The sequence below is a fragment of the Achromobacter mucicolens genome, from assembly GCF_029866465.1.
Classification (GTDB): domain Bacteria; phylum Pseudomonadota; class Gammaproteobacteria; order Burkholderiales; family Burkholderiaceae_B; genus Achromobacter; species Achromobacter mucicolens.
Map to the genome: position 1 here is coordinate 3,627,853 of NZ_CP123364.1, position 21,521 is coordinate 3,649,373.

Consider the following 21,521-nt stretch of genomic DNA (forward strand, 5'->3'; position numbering starts at 1 on the left):
CGATCGGCTGGATTGAATTAACGCACCACGAATCCTAAAATACAAAATATTCAATCAATTATTCCCACAATATGAACACGACAGGATCAACCGGGGGAACCCAGAGCATGCGCCGCGCGCTCGGCCTGCTGCGCGTGCTGGCGCAGCATCAGGAGGACGGCATCGATCTGCAGGGTGTGATGACCGCGACCGGCCTGGAGCGCTCCACCGCCCACCGCCTGCTCAGTTGCCTGCTGGAAGAACAATTCGCCGAACGCGACCGCGCCACCCGCCGTTATCGGCTGGGCGTGGATTCGATGCAACTGGGGTTTGCCGCCTTGCGCCGCACGCCGCTGCTGGACGCGCTGCGACCCTTCGCGCAGAAGCTCGCCCGCCTGTCGGGCGACACGGTCTTTCTGGTAATCCGCCAGGGCGACTACGCGCTATGCCTGCTGCGCGAGGCCGGCTCGTTCCCGGTCAAGGTTTTCACCATCGACCAGGGCGAGCGCCGCCTTCTTGGCGTGGGCGCGGGCGGCCTGGCGCTGATGGCGGCACTGCCCGACGAGGAGATCGCAGCGCTGTATGTCCGGCACGCCGCCAGCTACGCGCACATCCGCGTGTCCAGCACCGCGCTGATGAAGGCGGTCAGGCAGACCCGGGCCGCGGGTTACGCCGAGATCGTGGACACCATCACGCCGGGCGTGTCGGGCGTGGGCGTGGCGTTTCCCGTGTCCGAGCTGACGTGGGTGGCGTTCAGCTTTGGCGCCATCAGCAGCCGGCTCGACGCGCCCCGGCGCGCGCAGATGGGCGCCCTGCTGCACGCCGAGTGCCAGGCGTGGGCCAAGGACTACCTGGGTCAGGACGCCAAGTAAAAAGCCCGCAACGCCCCGGCGCTACCGGGACGTTGCGGGCTTGCGGCGCGAAAAGAATCAGATCCGTTCGAAGATCGCTGCGATCCCCTGGCCGCCGCCGATGCACATGGTGACCAGCGCATAGCGGCCTTGCACGCGCTGCAGCTCATGCAAGGCCTTGGTGGCGATGATGGCGCCGGTTGCGCCGATGGGGTGGCCCAGGCCGATGCCGCTGCCGTTCGGGTTCACCTTGGCCGCGTCCAGCTTCAGCTCGCGCGACACCGCGCAAGCCTGGGCGGCAAATGCCTCGTTCGCCTCGATGACGTCCAGCTGGTCGACCGTCAGGCCCGCGCGCTTGAGCGCCGCCTGGGTGGCGGGCACCGGGCCGATGCCCATGATGTCCGGGTCCACACCGGCGTGGGCGTAGGCGACCAGGCGCGCCAGCGGCTTGATGCCGCGCTTGGCCGCGACCGATGCGTTCATCAGCACCAGCGCGCCCGCGCCGTCGTTCAGGCCGGACGCGTTGCCCGCGGTGACCGTGCCGTTTTCCTTCTGGAACACCGGCTTCAGGCTGGCCAGGCTGTCGGCCGTGACGTCGCGGCGCACGTGTTCGTCGGTGTCGAACACGATCTCGCCTTTGCGCGACTTGATCTTCACGGGCACGATCTGGTCGCGGAAGTGGCCAGCATCGATCGCGGCCGCGGCGCGGCGGTGCGATTCCGCGGCCAAGGCGTCCTGGTCCTGACGGTTGATGCCGAACTTTGCGGCCACGTTTTCCGCCGTGACGCCCATGTGCATCTTGCCGAACGGGTCGGACAGCGCGCCGGTCATCATGTCCAGCATGACGCTGTCGCCCATGCGCGCGCCCCAGCGCTGAGCCGGGGCGATGTACGGCGCGCGGCTCATGCTTTCGGCGCCAGCGCCCACGGCGATGTCGGCGTCACCCAGCATGATCGACTGCGCGGCCGACACGATGGCCTGCAGGCCCGAGCCGCACAGCCGGTTGACGTTGAAAGCGGGCGTTTCCTTGGAGATGCCGGCATTCATGGCGGCCACGCGCGACAGGTACATGTCGCGCGGCTCGGTGTTGATGACGTGGCCGACGGCCACATGGCCCACTTCGTCGCCCGAGACGCCCGCGCGTTCCAGCGCGGCGCGGATGACGGTGGCGCCCAGATCGCAGGGCGGCACATCCTTGAGCGCGCCGCCGAAATCTCCGATGGCGGTGCGGACGGCCGAAGCGACGATGACTTCATTCATGGTGTTTCCTCCTTGTGGTGCGTTTTGAGTCGCGCGATGCGTTGCTTGAAGTGCGGTCCATCATACTGCCGGGCCGCGGCGCCCGCGTTTCGGCCGCCGATACCGAAGCCGTATCGGAAAGGCAAAAAATACTATTGGACAGCGTTCGACGCGTTCCCCGATAGTGGCCACCGGCGCCCCTTGCGGCGCCTTTGTCCGACCCGGAGCGCCCGATGATCGATACGCTGGAACTGACTGCCATTCCCCCCGAGGACGAAGCCTTGCGCGCCGAGGTGCGCGCCTTCCTGGCCGATGCGCTGGACGGGCTGGAGCCCGATGAGCGCGCGCGCTCCTGGATGGGGTTTGACGCCGGATTCAGCCGCCAGCTTGCCGAACGCGGCTGGCTGGGTCTGACGTTGCCGCGCGAATACGGCGGCGCGGCGCGCGGCCAATTCGCGCGGTTCGTGCTGTCCGAAGAATTGCTGGGCGCGGGCGCGCCCGTGTCTGCGCACTGGATCGCGGACCGCCAGAGCGCGCCCCTCATCCTGAAGTACGGCACGCCGGCGCAACGGGATTTCTACCTGCCGCGCATCTGCGCCGCGCAGGCCTTCTTCTGCATCGGCATGAGCGAACCGGGCTCCGGTTCGGATCTGGCCAGCATCCGCACGCGGGCCGAGCCCGATGGCGGCGGATGGCGCCTGAACGGCAGCAAGATCTGGACGACCAACGCGCACCGCTCGCACTACATGATCGCGTTGGTGCGCACCTCGGGCACCGTGGACGATCGGCATCAGGGGCTGTCGCAGGTCATCGTGGACCTGTCGCTGCCCGGCGTGTCGGTGCGGCCGATCGAAGATCTGGCGGGCGACGCGCATTTTTCGGAAGTGTTCTTCGACAACGTGGCCTTGCCGGCCGATGCGCTGATCGGCGAGGAAGGCGCGGGCTGGGCGCAGGTCAATGCGGAACTGGCCTTCGAGCGCAGCGGCCCCGAGCGCTTGTACTCCAGCATCGCGCTGCTGGAATGCTGGCTGGCGCACTGCCGCGAGCACGACGCCGACGCCGCAAGCCGCGCCACGCTGGGCGCCATCCTGTCGCAGATGGCGGTGCTGCGCGCCATGTCGCTGGCGGTTGCCGGCAAGCTGGCCGCCGGCCTGAGTCCCGCCACGGAGGCGTCGCTGGTCAAGGACCTGGGCACCGAGCTTGAACAGGCCATCCCGCGCATTATCGGCGATACGCTGGGCCGGCATCCGGACCGGCCCGTGCCCCTGCCGCTGCTGCGTACGCTGGCGTATCTGGAACAGGTTGCGCCCACCTTTTCGCTGCGCGGCGGCACCCGTGAAATCCTGCGCGGGATCATCGCCCGCGGACTTGGCCTTCGATAAGGACGACCGCCATGGACAACATTTTTGGCGATGCCGCCGAACGCCTTTTTTCCCAGACCTGCACGCCCGAGGTAATCCGCCGGACCGAACAGGGCCAGCCGCCCGCCGCCGCGTGGCAGGCCTGCGAGGACGCGGGCTTTGCGGACGCGCTGGTTCTGGAAGCGCACGGCGGCGCGGGCCTGGGCCTCGCAGACGCGCTGCCGGTCGTGCTGGCGGCGGGCCGGCACCTGTGCCCCTACCCCATTGCCCACACCCTGCTCGCGCGCGCCTGGCTAAGCCGCGCGCAGCGCCCGCAAGCGGCCGGGTCGATCGCGCTTGCGCCGCATGGCCTTGCCATCGATGGCGGACGCATCGCCGGCGTCAGTGTGGCCTGGGCGCGCAGCGCCGACTACGTGCTGGCGGGCATCGGCGGCCAGACCTGGCTGCTGCCCATGCAGGCGGCGCGCGTCGAACCAAACGGCGTGCACGGCAGCCTGGACGGCGGCGCGTCGTGGGCGCTTGGCGACGCCGAACGTATCGAGGGGCCCGCGCCGCTGGACACGCTGGCAGCCGCCGCCTATGCCGGCCTGATCGCCGGCGCGATGGACCGGGTGCTGGCGATGACGCTGGCGTACGCCAACCAGCGCGCGCAGTTCGGCAAGCCCATCGGCCGCTTTCAGGCGGTGCAACAGCAGATCAGCGTGATGGCCGAACAGGTGTGGGCCGCCCGCATGGCGGCAGAGCTGGCCTTTCAAGGCGACGACGGCCTGCCCCGCCCCTTGCTTGCCGCGTTGGGCAAGGCCCGCGCAAGCCAGGCCGTGCCGCAGGTGGCCGACATCGCGCACGCGGTGCACGGCGCCATCGGCGTCACCGAGGAATACGACTTGCAGCTTTACACCCGCCGGCTGCGCGATTGGCGGCTGGCGGCGGGATCGGAAGCCCACTGGCACGAGCGCATCGGGGCGGACGCGATCGCCAGCGGGGCCGATGCGCTGACCTACCTGCGCACGGCGTTGTACGCCCGGCCAGCCGCCTAGCCCCGCCATGCGTTTCGCGACAACAACGCGAAACCACGCGTCGCGCTTGCGGCAATCCCGCAGGCAGGCTTAGGATGGAGCATGGTTCGTTTCGGGAGCACATCGTGAAGACAGTTGCTGAGCTTCTCAGGGAAAAGGCCAATCACGCCGTCGTGACGGTTTCTCCGGATTCGTCGGTCTTTGACGCGATCAAGACGATGGCCGACCGCGGCATCGGCGCGGTGGTGGTGGTGGAAGGCGACGTGGTGCTGGGCATGCTGACCGAACGCGACTACGCGCGCAAGATCGTCCTGCAGGACCGCTCATCGCGCACGACCAAGGTGCGCGACATCATGACGGACTCGGTCTACTACGTCGGTCCCGCCGACACGCGGGAACACTGCATGGCGATGATGACCGAACGGCATTTCCGCCACCTGCCCGTCATCGACAACGACAAGCTCATCGGCCTGCTGTCCATCGGCGACCTGGTCAAGGACGTGATGAGCGAGCAGAAGTTCATCATCCACGAACTGGAACGCTACATCACGGGCGAACGGGGTTAAAGACGCAAGGCGTGGCCGGCCGCGCCTAGCCGGCCGCACCTAGCCGGCCGCCAACATTCTCGACGCGGGGACGATCAGGCCCAGGCCGGCGGCCAGCAGCAGCACGAACACCATGCGCTTGACCGTCTTCATCGAATTCTCGGTGCTGTAGCGGCGCGCGAACCACGTCACGCCAATCACGACCGGCAGCGCCTGCACGCTCATCCAGAACGATGACGCCATGAAGGCGCCCTGTCCGGTCACGAGCGCAAGCCGCACCGTGGCGTTGAGGGAAAAGAGGATCAAGAGGCTGTTGCGGATGGTGGCCAGCGGCAGCGGCTGGCGGTACAGGTGATAGACCATGGGCGGACCGGCGCTGGAAAACAGGCCGCCCAGCACGCCCGACACCCCGCCGAAAAACACGCTGGACGTGCGCGATGACAACTGCGCCAGCGGCTGGGTGCGCGTCACCAGCAAGATGGCGCAGGCCAGGATGGTGACGCCAAGCAGCAGTTGCAACAGCACCGCCATGGATCCGCTGATCCACGTCAGCGCGGCCACGCCCACCCCCACGCCGGCCAGGCTGCTGACCGCGGCGGGCGTCAGCAGGGACCAGTTCACCTGCGGTCTGGCGCGCAGCAACGTGACACCTGCGTTGACCAGCGACAGCACGCTGACCACGTTGGCGACCTCGGCGACCGAGGCCAGCTGAAACACGCCCGACAGGCCCAGCAGCACCAGCCCAAACGCAAAGCCCGTCATCGTCTGGGCATAGGTGGCAAGCGCCACGCAGGCCAAAAACAGCAGGTGTTGATCGATGCTCATGCGACGGGTGGAGCCAGACCTCGGCTCTGCCCGGCTGCGCGCCAGGGCGGCAGTGAGCGGATCGACGGGAAACGGCGTGGTAACAGGTTAACGAGTTAACGGGCTAATGCTTTTCGGCGGGAATGATAGCACCGGGGAAACGCGGTGATCCGGCCCCCGCCGCGCCGAATGCACACAGTTGGTCACAATCTGATGCGCTCATGCACCCCGGGCACGCCGCGCGACCGCTATCCTTGCCGCCCGGCTATCCCCTGCCGCCCGCCACCCCGACCTGGATCGCGCGGGCCTGCGTACCGAGAATGACGCCCAAACAGACCACCATCAATACGGTGACGCTGACCTGCTCCACCTGCGGCAGCGCCCAGTTCACCAAGCTGGACACCAACGAATACCAGTGCAGCCACTGCCACGCCGTCACGCTGGTCGAGGACAACGTGGCGCAGCGCCTGGAAAAAATCCTGCGCAACATCCAGAAGCCTCAGCCGGCGCCCATCAAGCCCGTGGCGCTCGTGGCGATCTCGGTGGCGGTCCTGGCCGCGGTGATCGTCCCCCTGGTCGTCTCCACGCTGGGTTCGCGCCCGTCATCCGCGCCCACCCGCATTGCCGAGCCGCCCATCGACGCTTCGCTGGTCAAGCTGACCGACGTGCAGGAAATCAAGACTCGCGGGCGCACCGAACTCGTCATGATCGTGCGCAACGAAACGGGCCGCAAGATCGACGTGCCGCGTGTGTCGGCATCGTTCTTCCAGGGCGACCTGTCGCTGGCCACCGTGTCGGGCTCGGCGCCCGCGCGCTCGCTGCAACCGGGGGAATACACGCCCCTGAAGATCTCGGCGCCGGACAAGGCGTTCAGCCGCTATGACCTGCAGGTTGCCACGCCGTCGCCGGCGCGTGGCAAGAACAACGACGTGGCCGCCAGCAAGGTGCAGCTCGTCCGCAACGACGGCACCTACCGACTGGTTGGCCTGATCCGCAACCAGGGCGTCCAGCCGGTCAGCAGCACGCAGATCACGGTCATGCTGTACGGCGCCGACGGCAGGCTGATCGGCACCGGCAACGGCTACGCCACCGCCAGCCCGCTGGCCCCGGATGCGTTGACGTCCTTTGACGTGCGCTGCGAGATGCTGCGCGACGGCGAGGTCGCCGCCTACGATTACATGGTGCAAAGTGAAAGCTGATCGCTCCCCCTCCCGGCGCCTGACGCGACCGGCCCTGGCCGCGCTGGCGCTGATCCTGTTTGCGGCGGGCGCCTACGCCGCCTGGAAGTTCACCGCCCTCGGGCCGCGCAGCCAGCCCCCCGCGCAAACCGCCGCCAAGGCCGCGCCGGCCGCGGCCGAACCGCCCGCCAGCCGCATCGTGCGCGTCAGCCCGGCCAACACGCGGGTGATCGACCATGTCCGTCTGACCACCGAGGAATTGCTGGACCCGGACTTCGCGCTGTTCGACGCCGGGGCGCTGAAGCTGTCGGCGCCGCGCCGCCTGCTCGACGAGATCGAACGGCCCGTGCTGTATGCGGAACTGGTCAACACCAGCAAGGAATACGTGGCGCTGTCGCCGCGCGCCGAGATCGCGGTGTTCGACGGTTCGCGCCCGCTCGATCTGCGCCAGTCCTGGAGCCTGCCGGCGTATCTGTATCCCGGCGAGCGCGTGCCCGTGGCGCTGACCGGTCGCGTGGAACGCTTTTCCGAGGTCAAGACGAACTGGCTGCCCGCCAAGCGCGCCGCCCTGCCCGGCCCGCGGCCGCAGCTTGCCGTGACCGTGGAAAACACCGAAGCCGCCATTGGCACCGGCACGCTGAACTTCACCTACCGCTTCCGTTACAAGTACGTGACGGTGCATGGCCGGGTGCGCAACGACAGCGAGCGCGAGGTCGAGAAGGTGCGCGTCTGGGTCAGCCTGTACGATGCCCAGGACCAGCTTACCGGCGCCACCTTCAAGGAATTGCGCGTGCCGCGCCTGCCGCCTGGCGACAGCGCGCCCTTCGAGGTCGAGGTCAAGCAGTACGGCGGCAATTTCACCCGGGTCGGGGTGGTCTACGACGCCACCGCGCCCTGATCTCCCGACTGAAAGACGTTTCCCCGGGGCGGCCATGCGGCCGCCCTTTTTCATGGCGCCTGGCCTGATATCCGCCGGTCAGCGCCGCCCCGCCCTCCCGGACGTCGCCGCCGAGCAACAGGCTATCGGGTCAAGTCTTATATAAGATATAAGACATTTGCTACCTGCCCCCACTTGCTTCTACAATTCCGGCCGACAACCCTTCTTCCAACCCGACTTTGAGCAGGCCTCACATGCTGGATACTTACCGCCAACACGTTGCCGAACGCGCGGCTCTGGGGATTCCCCCGCTGCCCCTTACGGCCAAACAAACCGCTGAACTGATCGAACTGCTGAAGAATCCGCCCGCTGGCGAGGAGCAGAATCTGGTCGAGCTGCTGACGCACCGCGTGCCGGCCGGCGTGGACGACGCCGCCAAGGTCAAAGCCTCCTATCTGGCCGCCGTGGCCCTGGGCAAGGAAGCTTGTGCGCTGATCAGCCGTGCCAAGGCGACGCAACTGCTGGGCACGATGCTCGGCGGCTACAACATTGGCCCGCTGGTCGACCTGCTGGATGATGCGGAAATCGGCACCATCGCCGCCGATGCGCTCAAGAAGACCCTGTTGATGTTCGACGCCTTCCACGACGTGAAGGAAAAGGCCGACAAGGGCAACGCCAACGCCAAGTCCGTGATGCAAAGCTGGGCCGATGCCGAATGGTTTACCAGCCGTCCGGAACTGCCGGAAAGCCTGACCATCACGGTCTTCAAGGTCCCGGGCGAAACCAACACCGACGACCTGTCGCCCGCCCCCGACGCCACCACCCGCCCCGACATCCCGATGCACGCCCTGGCGATGCTCAAGAACAAGCGCGACGGCGCCGCGTTCGAGCCGGAAGAAGACGGCAAGCGCGGCCCGGTCAAGTTCATCGAATCCCTGAAGGAAAAGGGCCACCTGGTCGCCTACGTGGGCGACGTGGTCGGCACGGGTTCGTCGCGCAAGTCGGCCACCAACTCGGTGCTGTGGTTCACGGGCGAAGACATCCCCTTCGTGCCGAACAAGCGCTTTGGCGGCGTGTGCCTGGGCAACAAGATCGCCCCGATCTTCTACAACACGATGGAAGACGCCGGCGCCCTGCCGATCGAGCTGGACGTGTCCAAGATGGAAATGGGCGACGTGGTCGAGCTGCGCCCCTACGAAGGCAAGGCGATCAAGAACGGTGAGGTCATCGCCGAATTCGAAGTCAAGTCCGACGTGCTGTTCGACGAAGTGCGCGCCGGCGGCCGCATTCCGCTGATCATCGGCCGCGGCCTGACCGCCAAGGCCCGTGAAGCCCTGGGTCTGCCGCCCTCGACGCTGTTCCGCCTGCCCAAGGATCCGGTCGACTCCGGCCGCGGCTTCACGCTGGCCCAGAAGATGGTCGGCCGCGCCTGCGGTCTGCCGGAAGGCCGCGGCATTCGTCCGGGCACCTACTGCGAACCGAAGATGACCTCGGTCGGCAGCCAGGACACCACCGGCCCCATGACCCGCGACGAACTGAAGGACCTGGCCTGCCTGGGCTTCTCGTCCGACCTGGTGATGCAGTCGTTCTGCCACACCGCCGCGTACCCCAAGCCCGTGGACGTCAAGACGCACCACACGCTGCCGGAATTCATCAGCACCCGTGGCGGCGTGTCGCTGCGTCCGGGCGACGGCGTCATCCACTCGTGGCTGAACCGCATGCTGCTGCCCGACACCGTCGGCACCGGCGGCGACTCGCACACGCGCTTTCCCATCGGTATCTCGTTCCCGGCCGGCTCGGGCCTGGTGGCCTTTGCCGCCGCCACGGGCGTCATGCCGCTGGACATGCCGGAATCGGTGCTGGTGCGCTTCAAGGGCAAGCTGCAGCCCGGCGTCACCCTGCGCGACCTGGTCAACGCCATTCCGCTGTACGCCATCAAGCAAGGTCTGCTGACGGTTGCCAAGCAAGGCAAGAAGAACATCTTCTCCGGCCGCATCCTGGAAATCGAAGGCCTGCCCGACCTGAAGGTCGAACAAGCCTTTGAACTGTCGGACGCTTCTGCCGAACGTTCGGCCGCCGGCTGCTCGGTGCGCCTGAACAAGGAACCGATCATCGAGTACATCAACAGCAACATCGTGATGCTCAAGTGGATGATCGCCAACGGCTACGAAGACGAGCGCACGCTGGGCCGCCGCATCAAGGCGATGGAAGCCTGGCTGGCCGACCCCAAGCTGCTGGAGCCGGATGCCGACGCCGAATACGCCGCGGTCATCGAGATCGACCTGGCCGACGTGCATGAACCCATCGTCGCCTGCCCGAACGACCCCGACGACGTGAAGACGCTGTCGGAAGTCGCCGGCGCCAAGATCGACGAAGTGTTCATCGGCAGCTGCATGACCAACATCGGCCACTTCCGCGCGGCGTCCAAGCTGCTGGAAGGCAAGCGCGACATCCCGGTCAAGCTGTGGGTCGCTCCTCCGACCAAGATGGACGCCACGCAACTGACCGAGGAAGGCCACTACGGCGTGTTCGGCACGGCCGGCGCCCGCACCGAAATGCCGGGCTGCTCGCTGTGCATGGGCAACCAGGCGCAGGTCCGCGAAGGCGCGACGGTCATGTCGACCAGCACCCGCAACTTCCCGAACCGCCTGGGCAAGAACACCAACGTGTATCTGGGCTCGGCCGAACTGGCCGCGATCTGCTCGAAGCTTGGCCGCATCCCGACCAAGGACGAGTACATGGCCGACATGGGCGTCATCAACAAGAGCGGCGACCAGATCTACCAGTACCTGAACTTCGACAAGATCCCCGACTACAAGGACGTGGCGGACGTGATCGAGGTCTGATCCTGATCCCCCAGCCAGGCCTCGCGGCCTGAACAACGGCCCCGTGCAATCGCCCGGGGCCGTTTTTTTTTGCCTTTGTCCGAGCGATTGGGATCAGCAGGCAGCCTGTATAACGAAACGTTTCAATACAATCCAGGCATGCCGGTGAGACGTCGGCCGCCATCGCCGGGAAAGCCCCGGCGCATTTTTCCTGGAGGAAGCCTGCCAATGATCCGGCTATTGCCGCCGACGCTGTTGCTGACGCTAGCCGGCTGCGCCACCGCGCCGCCCTCGAATCCCGACAACATCTGCGCAATCTTCCGCGAGAAGCCGGAATGGCACGACGCGGCGCTGGAGGTGCAGAAGAAATGGGGCGCCCCGGTGCCGGTGCCGATCGCGATGATGTACCAGGAGTCTTCCTTCAAGCACGACGCGCTGCCGCCGCGCTACTACTTCCTGGGCTTCATCCCGTGGGGCCGCGTGAGCTCGGCGTACGGTTATGCGCAGGCCAAGGACGAGACCTGGGCCGACTACAAACGCGAAGCGGGCGGCTGGACCTCCAGCCGCGACAACTTCGCCGACGCGCTGGACTTCATGGGCTGGTACATGAACAAGACGCAGCGTATCAACGGCATCTCGAAGTGGGATGCGTATGGGCAGTATCTGAACTACCACGAGGGCTGGACCGGCTACCGCAACCGCAGTTACGACCGCAAGGCATGGTTGAAAACCGTCTCGCAGAAAGTGCAGGCGCGCGCCGAGAAGTTCACGGCGCAGTACAAGAGCTGCGAATCGAGCCTGTCGCGGGGCGGCTGGTTTTGGTGAAGGGCCGCTGAATCGCCTGGGTGTCTGAGACCCGCTGAATTGCCCCGGTGTCTGACACCCGCTGAGACGTCACCGCAGGCTGAAGATCATCTCCCCGGGGTGTCAGACACCGTCAACCCGCCTCGCGCTGCATGAACGAAAAAAAATCCCGGCGGGCCGGGATTTTTTCTGCGTGGGCGGTCGCCCGCCGCGATCAGAAGTCCATGCTGGCCGACAGCGAGAACGTGCGCGGGCCGCCCAGGACGAGGTAGCCATTGCCCGGATAGCCGCCCACCGACGACCAGTAGTTGCGGTTGGCGATGTTGTCCACGCGGGCGCGCAGCGTCAGGACGTGGCCGTCCACGTCCATCATGTAGCGCAGGCCGGCGTCAAAGCGCGTCCAGCCCGGAACCTTGAGCGTGTTGGCGTCATCGGCATACGACGAGCCGGTGTAGACCACGCGGCCGTCGACGGCCAAGCCTTCGACGCCCGGGATGTCCCATTCCACGCCCATGTTGGCCTGGAAGCGCGGCACGCCGATCACGCGGTTGCCGTTCAGCGAGGCGTTGCCCGTCGACACCTGCTTGGCGTCGAGCCAGGTCAGGCCGCCCAGCAGGCGCACGCTGCGCACGGGTTCGCCGAATACGGTCAGCTCGACGCCTTGGTGGCGGTCCTTGCCTGAATTGGTCAGCTCGTTGGCGGCGTTGTAGGCCGCGCGCGGCTTTTCCGTCGAGAAGAACGCCAGGCCGCCACCCAGGCTGTCGCCTTCGTACTTCACGCCTACTTCCTTCTGCTTGGACACGAAGGGCGGCAGGCTCTGGCCCACGTTCGGCACCGGGCGGCCGCCTGCGGTTGCGGGCGCGGTCGGGCCGGCAACCAGGGCTTCGATGTAGTTGGCATACAGCGATACGCTGGGCGCAACCTTGACCACCAGACCGAAGGCGGGCGAATTGTGGCTGGCGTCGTAGGCGCCGCTTTCGTTGCCGGTGTTGTACGCGTAATCGCGCTGCGACATGCGCTGATGGCGGATGCCGGCCGTGAACAGCACCTTGTCGTCCAGAAAGGACATCGTGTCGCCGATGGCGTAACTGCTCAGGCGGGTACGGCCCTGCAGCGCGGGGTTGTCCAGATCATTGCCGCGCAGCGCGCCGGCGCTGAAGGCAGGCTTGTCGTACGAGATGGGATCGTAAATGTTCGTGGGGAACGTGTTGCGGAAGTCCATCACGTACGCGTTCTTTTTCTTCAGATCGAACCACGACGCCGACACGACGAACTCGTGCCCCACGGGACCCGTGCGCAACTTGCCGCGCAGGCCGATTTCGCCCGTGTTGACGCTGTCTTCACGCGTGTTGTCGAAGCGGTAGAAGTTGCCGGCGCCGGTGCTGCCGTTGGTAAGCGTGATGTTGCCCAGGGAGTTGGCTTCGTCGCTGCGACGCATGCCGAACGCGCCGTACGCCGTCAGCTTGTCGCTGAAGTCATGTTCCGCGCGGAGCGTGCCGAAGACGTCGCGCTCGTTGGAATACGTCCACGGCTGCGCGTAGTTGGAGCTGGCGTCCGGCGCATCGGGCACGGTCGTGACGCCGGCGCCCAGCGTCACGTTGGGGCGCGGGCGCTTGAGCTTGTTTTCCTGCCAGCCGATGTCGGCGGACAGGCGCGTGTCGGCGGACCGCCAGTCCAGGCCCAAGGAGACCACGCTGGTGCGGCTATGTTCGTCGTCGATGGCCGTGTCGCCGCTACGCTGCGCCGCGTTCAAGCGGATGCCGGTGCTGTCGTCCGGGCCGAAGCGGCGGGCAATGTCGGTGGACAACTGGAACTGGCCGCCGCTGGAAACACCCGTCGTAACCCGCGTCAACGGCTCGTTCGGCGCGCGCTTGGGCACCAGGTTGATGACGCCGCCGATACCGCCGCCACCGGGCGTCGCACCGGTCAAGAAGGCTGTCGCCCCGCGCAGCACTTCCACGCGCTCGAAGAGCTCCGTGGCGATGTATTGCCGGGGCAGCAGGCTGTACAGGCCGTTGTAGGCAACATCATCCGAACTCAGAATGAAGCCGCGAATGAAGTAAGACTCCTGGAAGTTGCCAAAACCGCGCGCCACGCGCACGCCCGAGTCGTTCTGCAGCACGTCGCCCACGCTCTTGGCCTGGCGGTCCTGGATCAGCTCGTTGGTGTAGCTGGTGACGCTGAACGGCGTGTTCATGAAGTCCTCGGTGCCGAGGATGCCGACACGGCCGCCGCGGGCCACCTGCCCGCCCGCGAACGGCGCAGACAGACCGCCTGCCGAGGCGTCTGCACTGGCCTCGACCCGGATGGCGTCCATCGAGGTCACGGAGCCGCTGGTGGAGGCGGGCTGGGTCTGAGGAGCGGTCTGGGGAGCGGTCTGGGCGTGGACGGCGCCAAAGCACGGCAAGGCGGCGGCCATGCAAGCGAGAGTTCTGATTTTCATATCGGGGCGCTGGTAAAGCGGAAGCGGGTCCGCGTTGCGGTGGGGAGATCCGCAAAAACCCGATTCGAATCGCGTGGCTATCCGGGGTGACCGGCGCCATCCAAGCACATTCGCGATTGGGGTCTTGAGGTCTGACCGCGACGATGTTAACAAAAGAGAATCGTTCTCATTGATTCTCTCAAACAGAATTGAGGCTCGGTGTTGCAGCCAAGCAACATATTCCGCAACGATTCAGCAGGTCGTCAGCGCATCGGCCGGTTCGGTTTCCCCATACGCCGCCAACGCCTCGGCAAGCGGCCCGTCCGCGTCGGGCAACGCCGCGTCGCCCTGCTGCCGCACTTCCCCCACCGCCGATCCCGCCACCAGCACGAAATGCACGGGCTTCTTGCCGGCCATCAGCAACAGGACCCCTTCTTCACCGTCCCGCGTGGCGCCCGCTACCGCGGCGCTGCCGGCGGGCACGACCGCAAAGTCCGGATCGCCGCCCGCCACCTTGGGCAGCGGCCCCGCCCCCTTGCTGCAATGCCTGGCGCGCACGCCCAGGTCGCCCTGGATGGCGTAAAACCAGGCGTTCCAGCCGGGCGGCATGGGCACCAGGGTGGTTGCGCCGGGCCGTAGCCAGCCGTCCAGGATCAGCAACGGTTCGGGCGTGCGCAAGGGCGACTCCAGCCCCCCGAAGCTGCCGGACACGACCCGGACCTTGCCCGAAGGCGCCTGGATGGCAGGCATGTCCGCGGCGCGCAGCATCGAGGTCATGGGCGGCAAGGATTTCAGGTGCGCCGGATGATCGATGAAGATCTGCAGGCCATGCAGCCGGGCCTCGCCTACTGGCCGCTGCGCGTGCACGATGCCGCGCCCGGCCTGCGTCCAGTGCAGGTCGCCCGCGTGAATGTCCTGGTTGTTCTCGATGCCGTCCAGGCTTTGCATGACGCCGGTGCTGTCTTCCAGCATCAGGGTCGCGGCGCTGATGCCCGCGTGCGTATGCGGTTCGAAGGTTGGCCCGGTCATGACGAAGTGATCCACCAGCACCACGGGCGAGATGCATCGCGAGAAATCGGTATGGCGAAACTGGCGGATGGTGCAGGCGTCGCCCATGTAGCGGCTGGAACCCGGAACGACGGCGCTAAGGTGAAGAGTCAAAAAATGCTGCCTTGCTGGTTGCTGAACATGTATTGCCGCGACAGCTTATGAGTTCGGACCGCCGGACAGTAGGGGCCAATTTCAGGAATAATTGTCCCGGCTGTCAGGACAATGCCAGCCAATATTCCGAATTCTCCTATCAAAACGCTGTATGCCTAACTACGCTCACCGCCTTGAAGACCTGCTGCTTTTCAGCGAAGTCGTTGAAAAAGGCGGCTTCTCGGCGGCCGCACGTGTGTTGAATATGCAACGTTCCAAGCTGAGCCGCCGAGTCGCCGAGCTGGAAGCGCGCCTGGGCGTGCGGCTGCTTCAGCGCAATACGCGGCGCGTGTCGCTCACCCCGATGGGCGAACAGATTCATGCCCACGCCAAAGCGCTGGCCCGCGAAGCGCGCAGTGTCTTCGACCTGGCCGCGTCCATGGGCGATGCGCCCGCCGGGATGCTGCGCATCACCGCGCCCTCGCCGCTTGCGACCCGGATTCTGAGCGGCCTGGTCGCCCGCTTTTGCGCGGAGCACCCCCGCGTGCGCGTGCTGCTGGACACGCGCGACCAGATCATCGACCTGGTCGGCGAAGGGTACGACCTGGGCTTTCGCGCCCAGTCATCGTCGCTGACCGACGCCCGGTTGAATGCGATCGAAATCTCCGCCGTGCCGATGGCGTTGGTGTGCAGCCCGGCGATGGCCAAATCCCCGCCGCGTCACCCGCGCGACCTGGCCACCCTGCCCCTGCTTGCCCACGGCACGCAGGACGGCCTGCACACCTGGCGCTTGACCGGCCCGGGCGGCGAAATGGAAGCGGTGGAATTCCAGCCCCGCAGCCTGAGCAGCAATATGGACACGCTGCGCGCCATGGCGGTGGCGGGCCTGGGTCTGGCGCTGGTGCCGCGCTATCTGTGCGGCGACGATCTCGATCAAGGCCGGCTGGCGCGTCTCCTGCCCGACTGGACGCCCGCGCCCGCCCGCATCTACGCCGTCATGCCGGCACGTTGCGGCGAGCCGCTGGCCTTGAAGCGCTTTCTTGAATTCACGGCGGCTGAATTGCCCGCGTACCTGACCTGAAGCGCGCCTTCCGGAGCACAGGGCCTTGCAGGCTTGGCGTGCGTCCGCCAAAGTAAGGGTTTCGCCGAATCCGAACCGGTCTGGCGCGATACGGGGCCGGAACTTTGACGTGCCGTTCAAGTCTTATATAAGATATAAGACACAAACCAAGATATAGACCCTCGGCAAACTTGTCCAAGAGACAATGACAAACTCGCCGAAACGCCTGAAAATGCCGCCTTCAGCCTGGGCAAAACCACGGAGTCCATCATGCCGCACAACACCCTAGACACACTCAAGAATTTCAAGATCGGCAACAAGTCCTGTCAGTTCTATTCGCTGCCGGCGCTGGGCAAGTCGCTTGGCATCGATGTGCAGCGGCTGCCGGTCTCCATCCGCATCGTGCTGGAATCCGTGCTGCGCAACTGCGACGGCAAGAAGGTCACCGAAGAACACGTCCGTCAGCTGGCCAACTGGCAAGCCAACGCCAAGCGCGAAGATGAAATTCCGTTTGTGGTCGCCCGCGTCGTGCTGCAGGACTTCACCGGCGTGCCGCTGCTGGCCGATATCGCCGCCATGCGTTCGGTTGCCGACAAGATGGGCAAGAGCCCCAAGAGCATCGAGCCCCTGGTGCCCGTGGACCTGGTGGTGGACCACTCGGTCATGATCGACTACTTCGGCACCAAGAACGCGCTGGACCTGAACATGAAGCTGGAGTTCAAGCGCAATCAAGAGCGCTACCAGTTCATGAAGTGGGGCATGCAGGCGTTCGACACCTTTGGCGTCGTGCCCCCGGGCTTTGGCATCGTTCACCAGGTCAACCTGGAATACCTGGCGCGCGGCGTGCACCAGGACAAGAAAAACAACGTCTTTTACCCCGACTCGCTGGTGGGCACCGACAGCCACACCACGATGATCAACGGCATCGGCGTGGTCGGCTGGGGCGTGGGCGGCATCGAGGCCGAAGCCGGCATGCTGGGCCAGCCCGTGTACTTCCTGACGCCAGACGTGGTGGGCGTCGAGCTCAAGGGCCAGCTGCGCGGCGGCGTCACCGCCACCGACCTGGTGCTGACCATCACTGAAATGCTCCGCCGTGAAAAGGTGGTGGGCAAGTTCGTCGAATTCTGCGGCGAAGGCACCGCCAGCCTGACCGTGGCCGAACGCGCCACCATCGGCAACATGGCGCCGGAATACGGGGCCACCATGGGCTTTTTCCCAGTCGACGAACGCACCATCGACTATTTCCGCGGCACCGGCCGCACCGAAGAGGAAATCGCCGCCTTCGAGGCCTATTTCAAAGCGCAGAAGATGTTCGGCGTGCCCGCGTCCAAGGACATCAATTTCACCAAGCTGCTGACGCTGGACCTGTCCACCGTCGCGCCGTCGCTGGCGGGCCCGAAGCGCCCGCAAGACCGCATCGAGATCGGCAACGTCAAGAACACGTTCATCGACCTGTTCTCCAAGCCGGTGGCCGAAAACGGCTTCAACCAGCCCGCCGAAAAGCTCGACCAGACCTTCACGACCAGCGCCGGCACCAAGATCAAGAACGGCGACATCCTGATCGCGGCCATCACGTCCTGCACCAACACGTCCAACCCCAGCGTGCTGCTGGCGGCGGGCCTGTTGGCCAAGAAGGCAGTGGAAGCCGGCCTGACCGTGCCCAAGCACATCAAGACCTCGCTCGCCCCCGGATCCCGCGTCGTCACTGAATACCTGACCAAGACGGGCCTCTTGCCCTACCTGGAAAAGCTCGGGTTCGACGTGGCCGCCTACGGCTGCACGACCTGCATCGGCAACGCCGGCGACCTGACCCCGGACTTGAACGAAGCCATCACCAGCAACGACCTGGTGTGTTCGGCCGTGCTCTCGGGCAACCGCAACTTCGAGGCGCGCATTCACCCGAACATCAAGGCCAACTTCCTGGCCTCGCCCCCGCTGGTCGTGGCCTATGCGCTGGCCGGCACCGTGACGCGCGACCTGATGACCGAGCCCGTGGGCCGCGGCAAGAACGGCGACGTGTGGCTGGGCAACATCTGGCCGACCACCGAGGAAATCGACGCGCTGCTCAAGTACGCGCTGGACCCGGAGGCCTTCGAAGCCAACTACGGCCAGGTCAAGAGCAATCCCGGCAAGCTCTGGGAAAACATCAAGGGCGTCACCGGCGACACCTACAACTGGCCCGATTCCACCTACATTGCCGAACCGCCCTTCTTCGAGGGCTTCGGCATGACCCCGGGCGCGATGCCCACGGTCATGGGTGCGCGCGCGCTGGGGGTGTTTGGCGATTCGGTCACCACCGACCACATCTCGCCCGCCGGTTCCATCAAGGAAAGCTCGCCCGCGGGCAAGTGGCTGAAGGAACACGGCGTCATGAAGGCCGACTTCAACAGCTACGGCTCGCGCCGCGGCAACCACGAAATCATGATGCGCGGCACGTTCGCCAACGTGCGGATCAAGAACCTCATGATTCCGGCGCTGCCCGACGGCAGCCGCTTCGAAGGCGGCGAAACGCTGTTCCAGCCCACCGGCGAACAGATGTCGATCTATGACGCCGCCATGAAGTACGTCGCAGCCGGCACGCCCACCGTGGTGTTCGGCGGCGAAGAGTACGGCACCGGCTCGTCGCGCGACTGGGCCGCCAAGGGCACCCAGCTGCTGGGCGTCAAGGCGGTCATCACCCGCAGCTTCGAACGCATCCACCGCAGCAACCTGGTGGGCATGGGCGTGCTGCCCCTGCAGTTCAAGGGCAACGACAGCGTGCAATCGCTGGGCATCACGGGTGAAGAAACGTACGACATCTCCGGCCTGGAAAACGGCATCAAGCCGATGCAGGACGTGACGCTGACGATCACGCGCAAGGACGGTTCCAAGCAGGACGTGACCGTGCTGCTGCGTATCGATACGCCGATCGAGGTGGATTACTACCAGCACGGCGGCATCCTGCCGTTCGTGTTGCGCCAACTGCTGGCGGCGTAAAAGGCCCCCACGCCGCACTTGCTTCGCTCGCTTGCTGCCCCCCAAGGGGGCGGCCCCGCCTTCGGGCGGCCGGGCGGCGGGGCGGCAATTCTTCTGCAGAACGCCCCGGGACCTTGCGGTTCCGGGGCGTTTTTCATTGGCCCTGCGCCATGAATCGGCAGGTGTCTGACACCCCCCGGAGATGGTCTTGGGCTTGCCGCTATTTTTCAGCGGGTGTCAGACACCTGGTCATCTTTAATCGAACTGATAGGCGTCCATCGCCAGCGCGCCATACGACACTTCGTCGTTCAGGCGCTTTGCCTTTTCTCCGCCCGCGCCCAGCGCCACGTACAGCGGCATCAGGTGGTCGTCGTGCGGGTGCGCCTGCATCGCGCCGGGCGCCTGCGCCTGCCAGTCCAGCAGCGCGGGCACGTCGTGGTGCGCCAGCTTGTCTGCGTACCACGCTTGAAATCCCGGCACATAGTCCGCCGCGGGCGCGTTCTGCGGCATGCGGACATGGCGCAGGTTGTGCGTCAGCGACCCCGAGCCGATGATCAGGATATCTTCGTCGCGCAGGCGCGTCAGCGCGCGGCCCAGTTCCATCTGCCCGGCCGCGTCGCGGCCCATGTCCAGCGACAGTTGCACGACGGGCACGTCCACGTCGGGATACAGATAGCGCAGCGGCACCCAGGCGCCGTGGTCCAGCGGACGGCGCGGATCGCGGTCGGCGGTGATGCCCGATTCCGCCAGCAGCGCCTGCACGCGCGCGGCCAGTTCGGGCGATCCGGGCGCGGCGTATTGCAGCGCATAGAGCTCGGCCGGGAATCCGCCAAAATCGTGCCAGGCAACCTGCTGGTCACGGGTCGACAGCGCCAGGCCTTCGCCCATCCAGTGCGGCGAAACCACCAGAATGCCGCGCGGCTTGCGGCCCTGCGCGGCGCTCCAATCGGCCAGCGCGGGGCCGGTCCGGCCGGGCTCGACGGCCAGCATGGGAGAACCGTGGGAAACGAAAAGCGTAGGCCAACGCATGGCGATGCCTCCAGAAGCAATTAACGATGCTCACATTGTCAGCCGATTCAAATGCGCAATAAACCCCCTTCATGGGGATTATCTGTTGCCCGATCGGCATCAATCCGTCATCTTGCAGATACTGCCGGCCGCCCCGGCGGCGGCGGCCGGCGCAGGGCGAACCTCGCGCCCCCGCCGCGAGTGGCGGGCGTTAAACTACGTCGTTACACACTGAATGGACGTCCCCCGAAGTTATGGCCCGATCCCGCAGCCAATCCGCTCCCCGCATGACCCGTGACGCCACCCGGCTGGTCGCGCTTGCCCAGTCGCTGAATCGCTCGGGCAGCCGCGTCGAAGACGTCTTTTGGGAGACCCAGCTTGGCGAAGCGATCCCGAAGCTGCTCAAGGCCGGTCAGGATGCGCCGCTTGAAGCGGCGCTGGACCACCTTGCCCAAAGCGACGTGGGCGCCTACGAGGTCCTGATCGAACAGGCCGAAACCCTGTCCGAATCGATGAAGATCGAGAAAAACGGCGTTCGGTACGACGTGCTGCTGATCGTCGCGCCCATCGTCGCCTGGACCCGCTATGCCATTCCGACCGGCCCGATTTCCGCCAGCGCGCAGCAGGCCCTGCTGGCGCAGCTTCATGGGCACGTCCTTTCCAGCAACGCGCGCACCGCGCTGATGCCCATGCTGGTCAGCGTGGACCAGATGCCGCGCACGTTCTCCGAGACCTGGCAGTGGCTGCAACGCCTGGGCGCACAAGCGCTGGGCGCCGAAACCACCAAGCCGGCGCTCAATACCGACACCGAAACGGCCAACATGCTGGCCGACACGCGCTACATCGTCGGCACGGTGGCCGTGCCCGAGGGCGAGCCGATCTTCCGCTGGCAGGAACACGTGGGCGATGCCGACGCCAGCCGCGATGCGTGCCTGGCGCAATGGGCGGCGCAAGCGCAGCCCACCCTGGCCGCGCTGCTGCCCGGCTGCGGTTTTGAAGCCCTGCTGCCCGATGCCTACTACGTCAGCAATCGCGAAGCTGATCGCCAGGTTCGTCCGCTGTCGCTGCGCGCGGCGGTCAGCTGGCTCGAAGGCGCCGTCAACCTCGAAGCCGCGCAATTGCGGGCCGTCGTGGCCGGCTGCGGCGAAGGCCGCATCGACGAATACCGCATCGGCTTTACCGCGCGCAACAGCAACGACGTGTACTACGGCTGCGTCTGGCCGCTGTACGGCCGCGAGGAAGACCTGGTCATGGACGAGGGCCAGCCCGACGTGGTCGACGAGATCGCGGCGCTGCTGAAGGAATACGGCGTGACCGACGTGCGCCGCATCCCCGGCGTGCTGCCGCCCGAATACTGCGAGGACTGCGGCGCGCCCTACTTCCCCAATCCCCTGGGCGAACTGGTGCACGCCGAGCTGCCCGAGGACGCCGAGGCCGCGCCCGCCCAGTTCCACTAG

Annotated in this window: 16 protein-coding genes; 11 read left to right on the plus strand and 5 right to left on the minus strand. The window is 66.2% G+C overall.

Annotation, left to right across the window (positions count from 1 at the left end; genetic code table 11):
• Positions 1 to 71: 71 nt before the first annotated feature.
• A complete protein-coding gene (locus QEP15_RS16610) occupies positions 72 to 851 on the plus strand; it encodes an IclR family transcriptional regulator (RefSeq protein ID WP_280147742.1) in 780 nt (259 codons plus the stop codon).
• A 57-nt stretch (positions 852 to 908) separates the two neighbouring features.
• Here QEP15_RS16610 and bktB read toward each other — a convergent pair whose 3' ends face one another.
• Positions 909 to 2,090: a beta-ketothiolase BktB gene (gene bktB / locus QEP15_RS16615; protein ID WP_175155879.1), complete on the minus strand. Its 1,182-nt coding sequence runs from the start codon at positions 2,088 to 2,090 to the stop codon at positions 909 to 911.
• A 212-nt stretch (positions 2,091 to 2,302) separates the two neighbouring features.
• On the opposite strand from bktB, the gene QEP15_RS16620 reads away from it, so the two are divergent.
• The 3 genes from QEP15_RS16620 to QEP15_RS16630 all read left to right on the plus strand — a co-directional run bounded on the left by QEP15_RS16620 (position 2,303) and on the right by QEP15_RS16630 (position 5,012).
• Positions 2,303 to 3,451: an acyl-CoA dehydrogenase family protein gene (locus QEP15_RS16620; protein ID WP_152384939.1), complete on the plus strand. Its 1,149-nt coding sequence runs from the start codon at positions 2,303 to 2,305 to the stop codon at positions 3,449 to 3,451.
• 11 nt (positions 3,452 to 3,462) lie between these two features.
• A complete protein-coding gene (locus QEP15_RS16625) occupies positions 3,463 to 4,467 on the plus strand; it encodes an acyl-CoA dehydrogenase family protein (RefSeq protein ID WP_152384940.1) in 1,005 nt (334 codons plus the stop codon).
• Between the two features lie 104 nt (positions 4,468 to 4,571).
• Positions 4,572 to 5,012: a CBS domain-containing protein gene (locus QEP15_RS16630; protein ID WP_056324612.1), complete on the plus strand. Its 441-nt coding sequence runs from the start codon at positions 4,572 to 4,574 to the stop codon at positions 5,010 to 5,012.
• Between the two features lie 39 nt (positions 5,013 to 5,051).
• On the opposite strand, the gene QEP15_RS16635 is transcribed toward QEP15_RS16630, so the two are convergent.
• Positions 5,052 to 5,816: a TSUP family transporter gene (locus QEP15_RS16635; protein WP_056323801.1), complete on the minus strand. Its 765-nt coding sequence runs from the start codon at positions 5,814 to 5,816 to the stop codon at positions 5,052 to 5,054.
• A 299-nt stretch (positions 5,817 to 6,115) separates the two neighbouring features.
• On the opposite strand from QEP15_RS16635, the gene QEP15_RS16640 reads away from it, so the two are divergent.
• From QEP15_RS16640 to QEP15_RS16655, 4 genes are all read left to right on the plus strand, one after another.
• On the plus strand, positions 6,116 to 6,994 hold the full coding sequence (locus tag QEP15_RS16640; protein ID WP_152384941.1) for an FxLYD domain-containing protein: 879 nt from the start codon (positions 6,116 to 6,118) through the stop codon (positions 6,992 to 6,994).
• Entirely contained in the window at positions 6,984 to 7,871 is an 888-nt protein-coding gene (locus QEP15_RS16645) for an FxLYD domain-containing protein (protein WP_175155881.1), read from the plus strand. Before QEP15_RS16640 ends, QEP15_RS16645 begins: the two co-directional genes overlap by 11 nt.
• Before the next feature lie 233 nt (positions 7,872 to 8,104).
• Positions 8,105 to 10,696, plus strand: a complete 2,592-nt coding sequence (gene acnB, locus QEP15_RS16650) for a bifunctional aconitate hydratase 2/2-methylisocitrate dehydratase (RefSeq protein ID WP_056323792.1) — start codon at positions 8,105 to 8,107, stop codon at positions 10,694 to 10,696.
• 207 nt (positions 10,697 to 10,903) lie between these two features.
• Positions 10,904 to 11,500 carry a transglycosylase SLT domain-containing protein gene (locus QEP15_RS16655; protein ID WP_056323789.1) on the plus strand — a complete coding sequence of 199 codons (597 nt, stop codon included), beginning with the start codon at positions 10,904 to 10,906 and terminating at the stop codon, positions 11,498 to 11,500.
• A 193-nt stretch (positions 11,501 to 11,693) separates the two neighbouring features.
• On the opposite strand, the gene QEP15_RS16660 is transcribed toward QEP15_RS16655, so the two are convergent.
• Positions 11,694 to 13,922: a TonB-dependent receptor gene (locus QEP15_RS16660; RefSeq protein ID WP_280147743.1), complete on the minus strand. Its 2,229-nt coding sequence runs from the start codon at positions 13,920 to 13,922 to the stop codon at positions 11,694 to 11,696.
• A 231-nt stretch (positions 13,923 to 14,153) separates the two neighbouring features.
• Positions 14,154 to 15,062, minus strand: a complete 909-nt coding sequence (locus tag QEP15_RS16665; protein ID WP_280147744.1) for a pirin family protein — start codon at positions 15,060 to 15,062, stop codon at positions 14,154 to 14,156.
• Positions 15,063 to 15,213: 151 nt separating this feature from the next.
• Here QEP15_RS16665 and QEP15_RS16670 point away from each other — a divergent pair, with 151 nt between their 5' ends.
• Both QEP15_RS16670 and acnA read left to right on the plus strand, forming a co-directional pair.
• The gene (locus tag QEP15_RS16670) at positions 15,214 to 16,122 is read left to right on the plus strand and encodes a LysR substrate-binding domain-containing protein (protein ID WP_280147745.1); all 909 of its coding nucleotides are present in this window, start codon (positions 15,214 to 15,216) and stop codon (positions 16,120 to 16,122) included.
• A 249-nt stretch (positions 16,123 to 16,371) separates the two neighbouring features.
• The gene (acnA, locus tag QEP15_RS16675) at positions 16,372 to 19,077 is read left to right on the plus strand and encodes an aconitate hydratase AcnA (protein WP_280147746.1); all 2,706 of its coding nucleotides are present in this window, start codon (positions 16,372 to 16,374) and stop codon (positions 19,075 to 19,077) included.
• Between the two features lie 234 nt (positions 19,078 to 19,311).
• On the opposite strand, the gene QEP15_RS16680 is transcribed toward acnA, so the two are convergent.
• The gene (locus tag QEP15_RS16680; RefSeq protein WP_226846342.1) at positions 19,312 to 20,085 is read right to left on the minus strand and encodes a DODA-type extradiol aromatic ring-opening family dioxygenase; all 774 of its coding nucleotides are present in this window, start codon (positions 20,083 to 20,085) and stop codon (positions 19,312 to 19,314) included.
• 233 nt (positions 20,086 to 20,318) lie between these two features.
• Between QEP15_RS16680 and QEP15_RS16685 the strand changes: the two genes are divergently transcribed.
• Entirely contained in the window at positions 20,319 to 21,521 is a 1,203-nt protein-coding gene (locus QEP15_RS16685) for a DUF2863 family protein (protein WP_152384947.1), read from the plus strand.

What these genes read in the sequence shown, in the direction of transcription:
- QEP15_RS16610 (WP_280147742.1), top strand. Translation starts at nt 72, where the DNA reads ATGAACACGACAGGATCAACCGGGGGAACCCAGAGCATGCGCCGCGCG.
- bktB (WP_175155879.1), bottom strand. Translation starts at nt 2,090, where the DNA reads ATGAATGAAGTCATCGTCGCTTCGGCCGTCCGCACCGCCATCGGAGAT.
- QEP15_RS16620 (WP_152384939.1), top strand. Translation starts at nt 2,303, where the DNA reads ATGATCGATACGCTGGAACTGACTGCCATTCCCCCCGAGGACGAAGCC.
- QEP15_RS16625 (WP_152384940.1), top strand. Translation starts at nt 3,463, where the DNA reads ATGGACAACATTTTTGGCGATGCCGCCGAACGCCTTTTTTCCCAGACC.
- QEP15_RS16635 (WP_056323801.1), bottom strand. Translation starts at nt 5,816, where the DNA reads ATGAGCATCGATCAACACCTGCTGTTTTTGGCCTGCGTGGCGCTTGCC.
- QEP15_RS16640 (WP_152384941.1), top strand. Translation starts at nt 6,116, where the DNA reads ATGACGCCCAAACAGACCACCATCAATACGGTGACGCTGACCTGCTCC.
- acnB (WP_056323792.1), top strand. Translation starts at nt 8,105, where the DNA reads ATGCTGGATACTTACCGCCAACACGTTGCCGAACGCGCGGCTCTGGGG.
- QEP15_RS16655 (WP_056323789.1), top strand. Translation starts at nt 10,904, where the DNA reads ATGATCCGGCTATTGCCGCCGACGCTGTTGCTGACGCTAGCCGGCTGC.
- QEP15_RS16660 (WP_280147743.1), bottom strand. Translation starts at nt 13,922, where the DNA reads ATGAAAATCAGAACTCTCGCTTGCATGGCCGCCGCCTTGCCGTGCTTT.
- QEP15_RS16670 (WP_280147745.1), top strand. Translation starts at nt 15,214, where the DNA reads ATGCCTAACTACGCTCACCGCCTTGAAGACCTGCTGCTTTTCAGCGAA.
- acnA (WP_280147746.1), top strand. Translation starts at nt 16,372, where the DNA reads ATGCCGCACAACACCCTAGACACACTCAAGAATTTCAAGATCGGCAAC.
- QEP15_RS16680 (WP_226846342.1), bottom strand. Translation starts at nt 20,085, where the DNA reads ATGCGTTGGCCTACGCTTTTCGTTTCCCACGGTTCTCCCATGCTGGCC.
- QEP15_RS16685 (WP_152384947.1), top strand. Translation starts at nt 20,319, where the DNA reads ATGGCCCGATCCCGCAGCCAATCCGCTCCCCGCATGACCCGTGACGCC.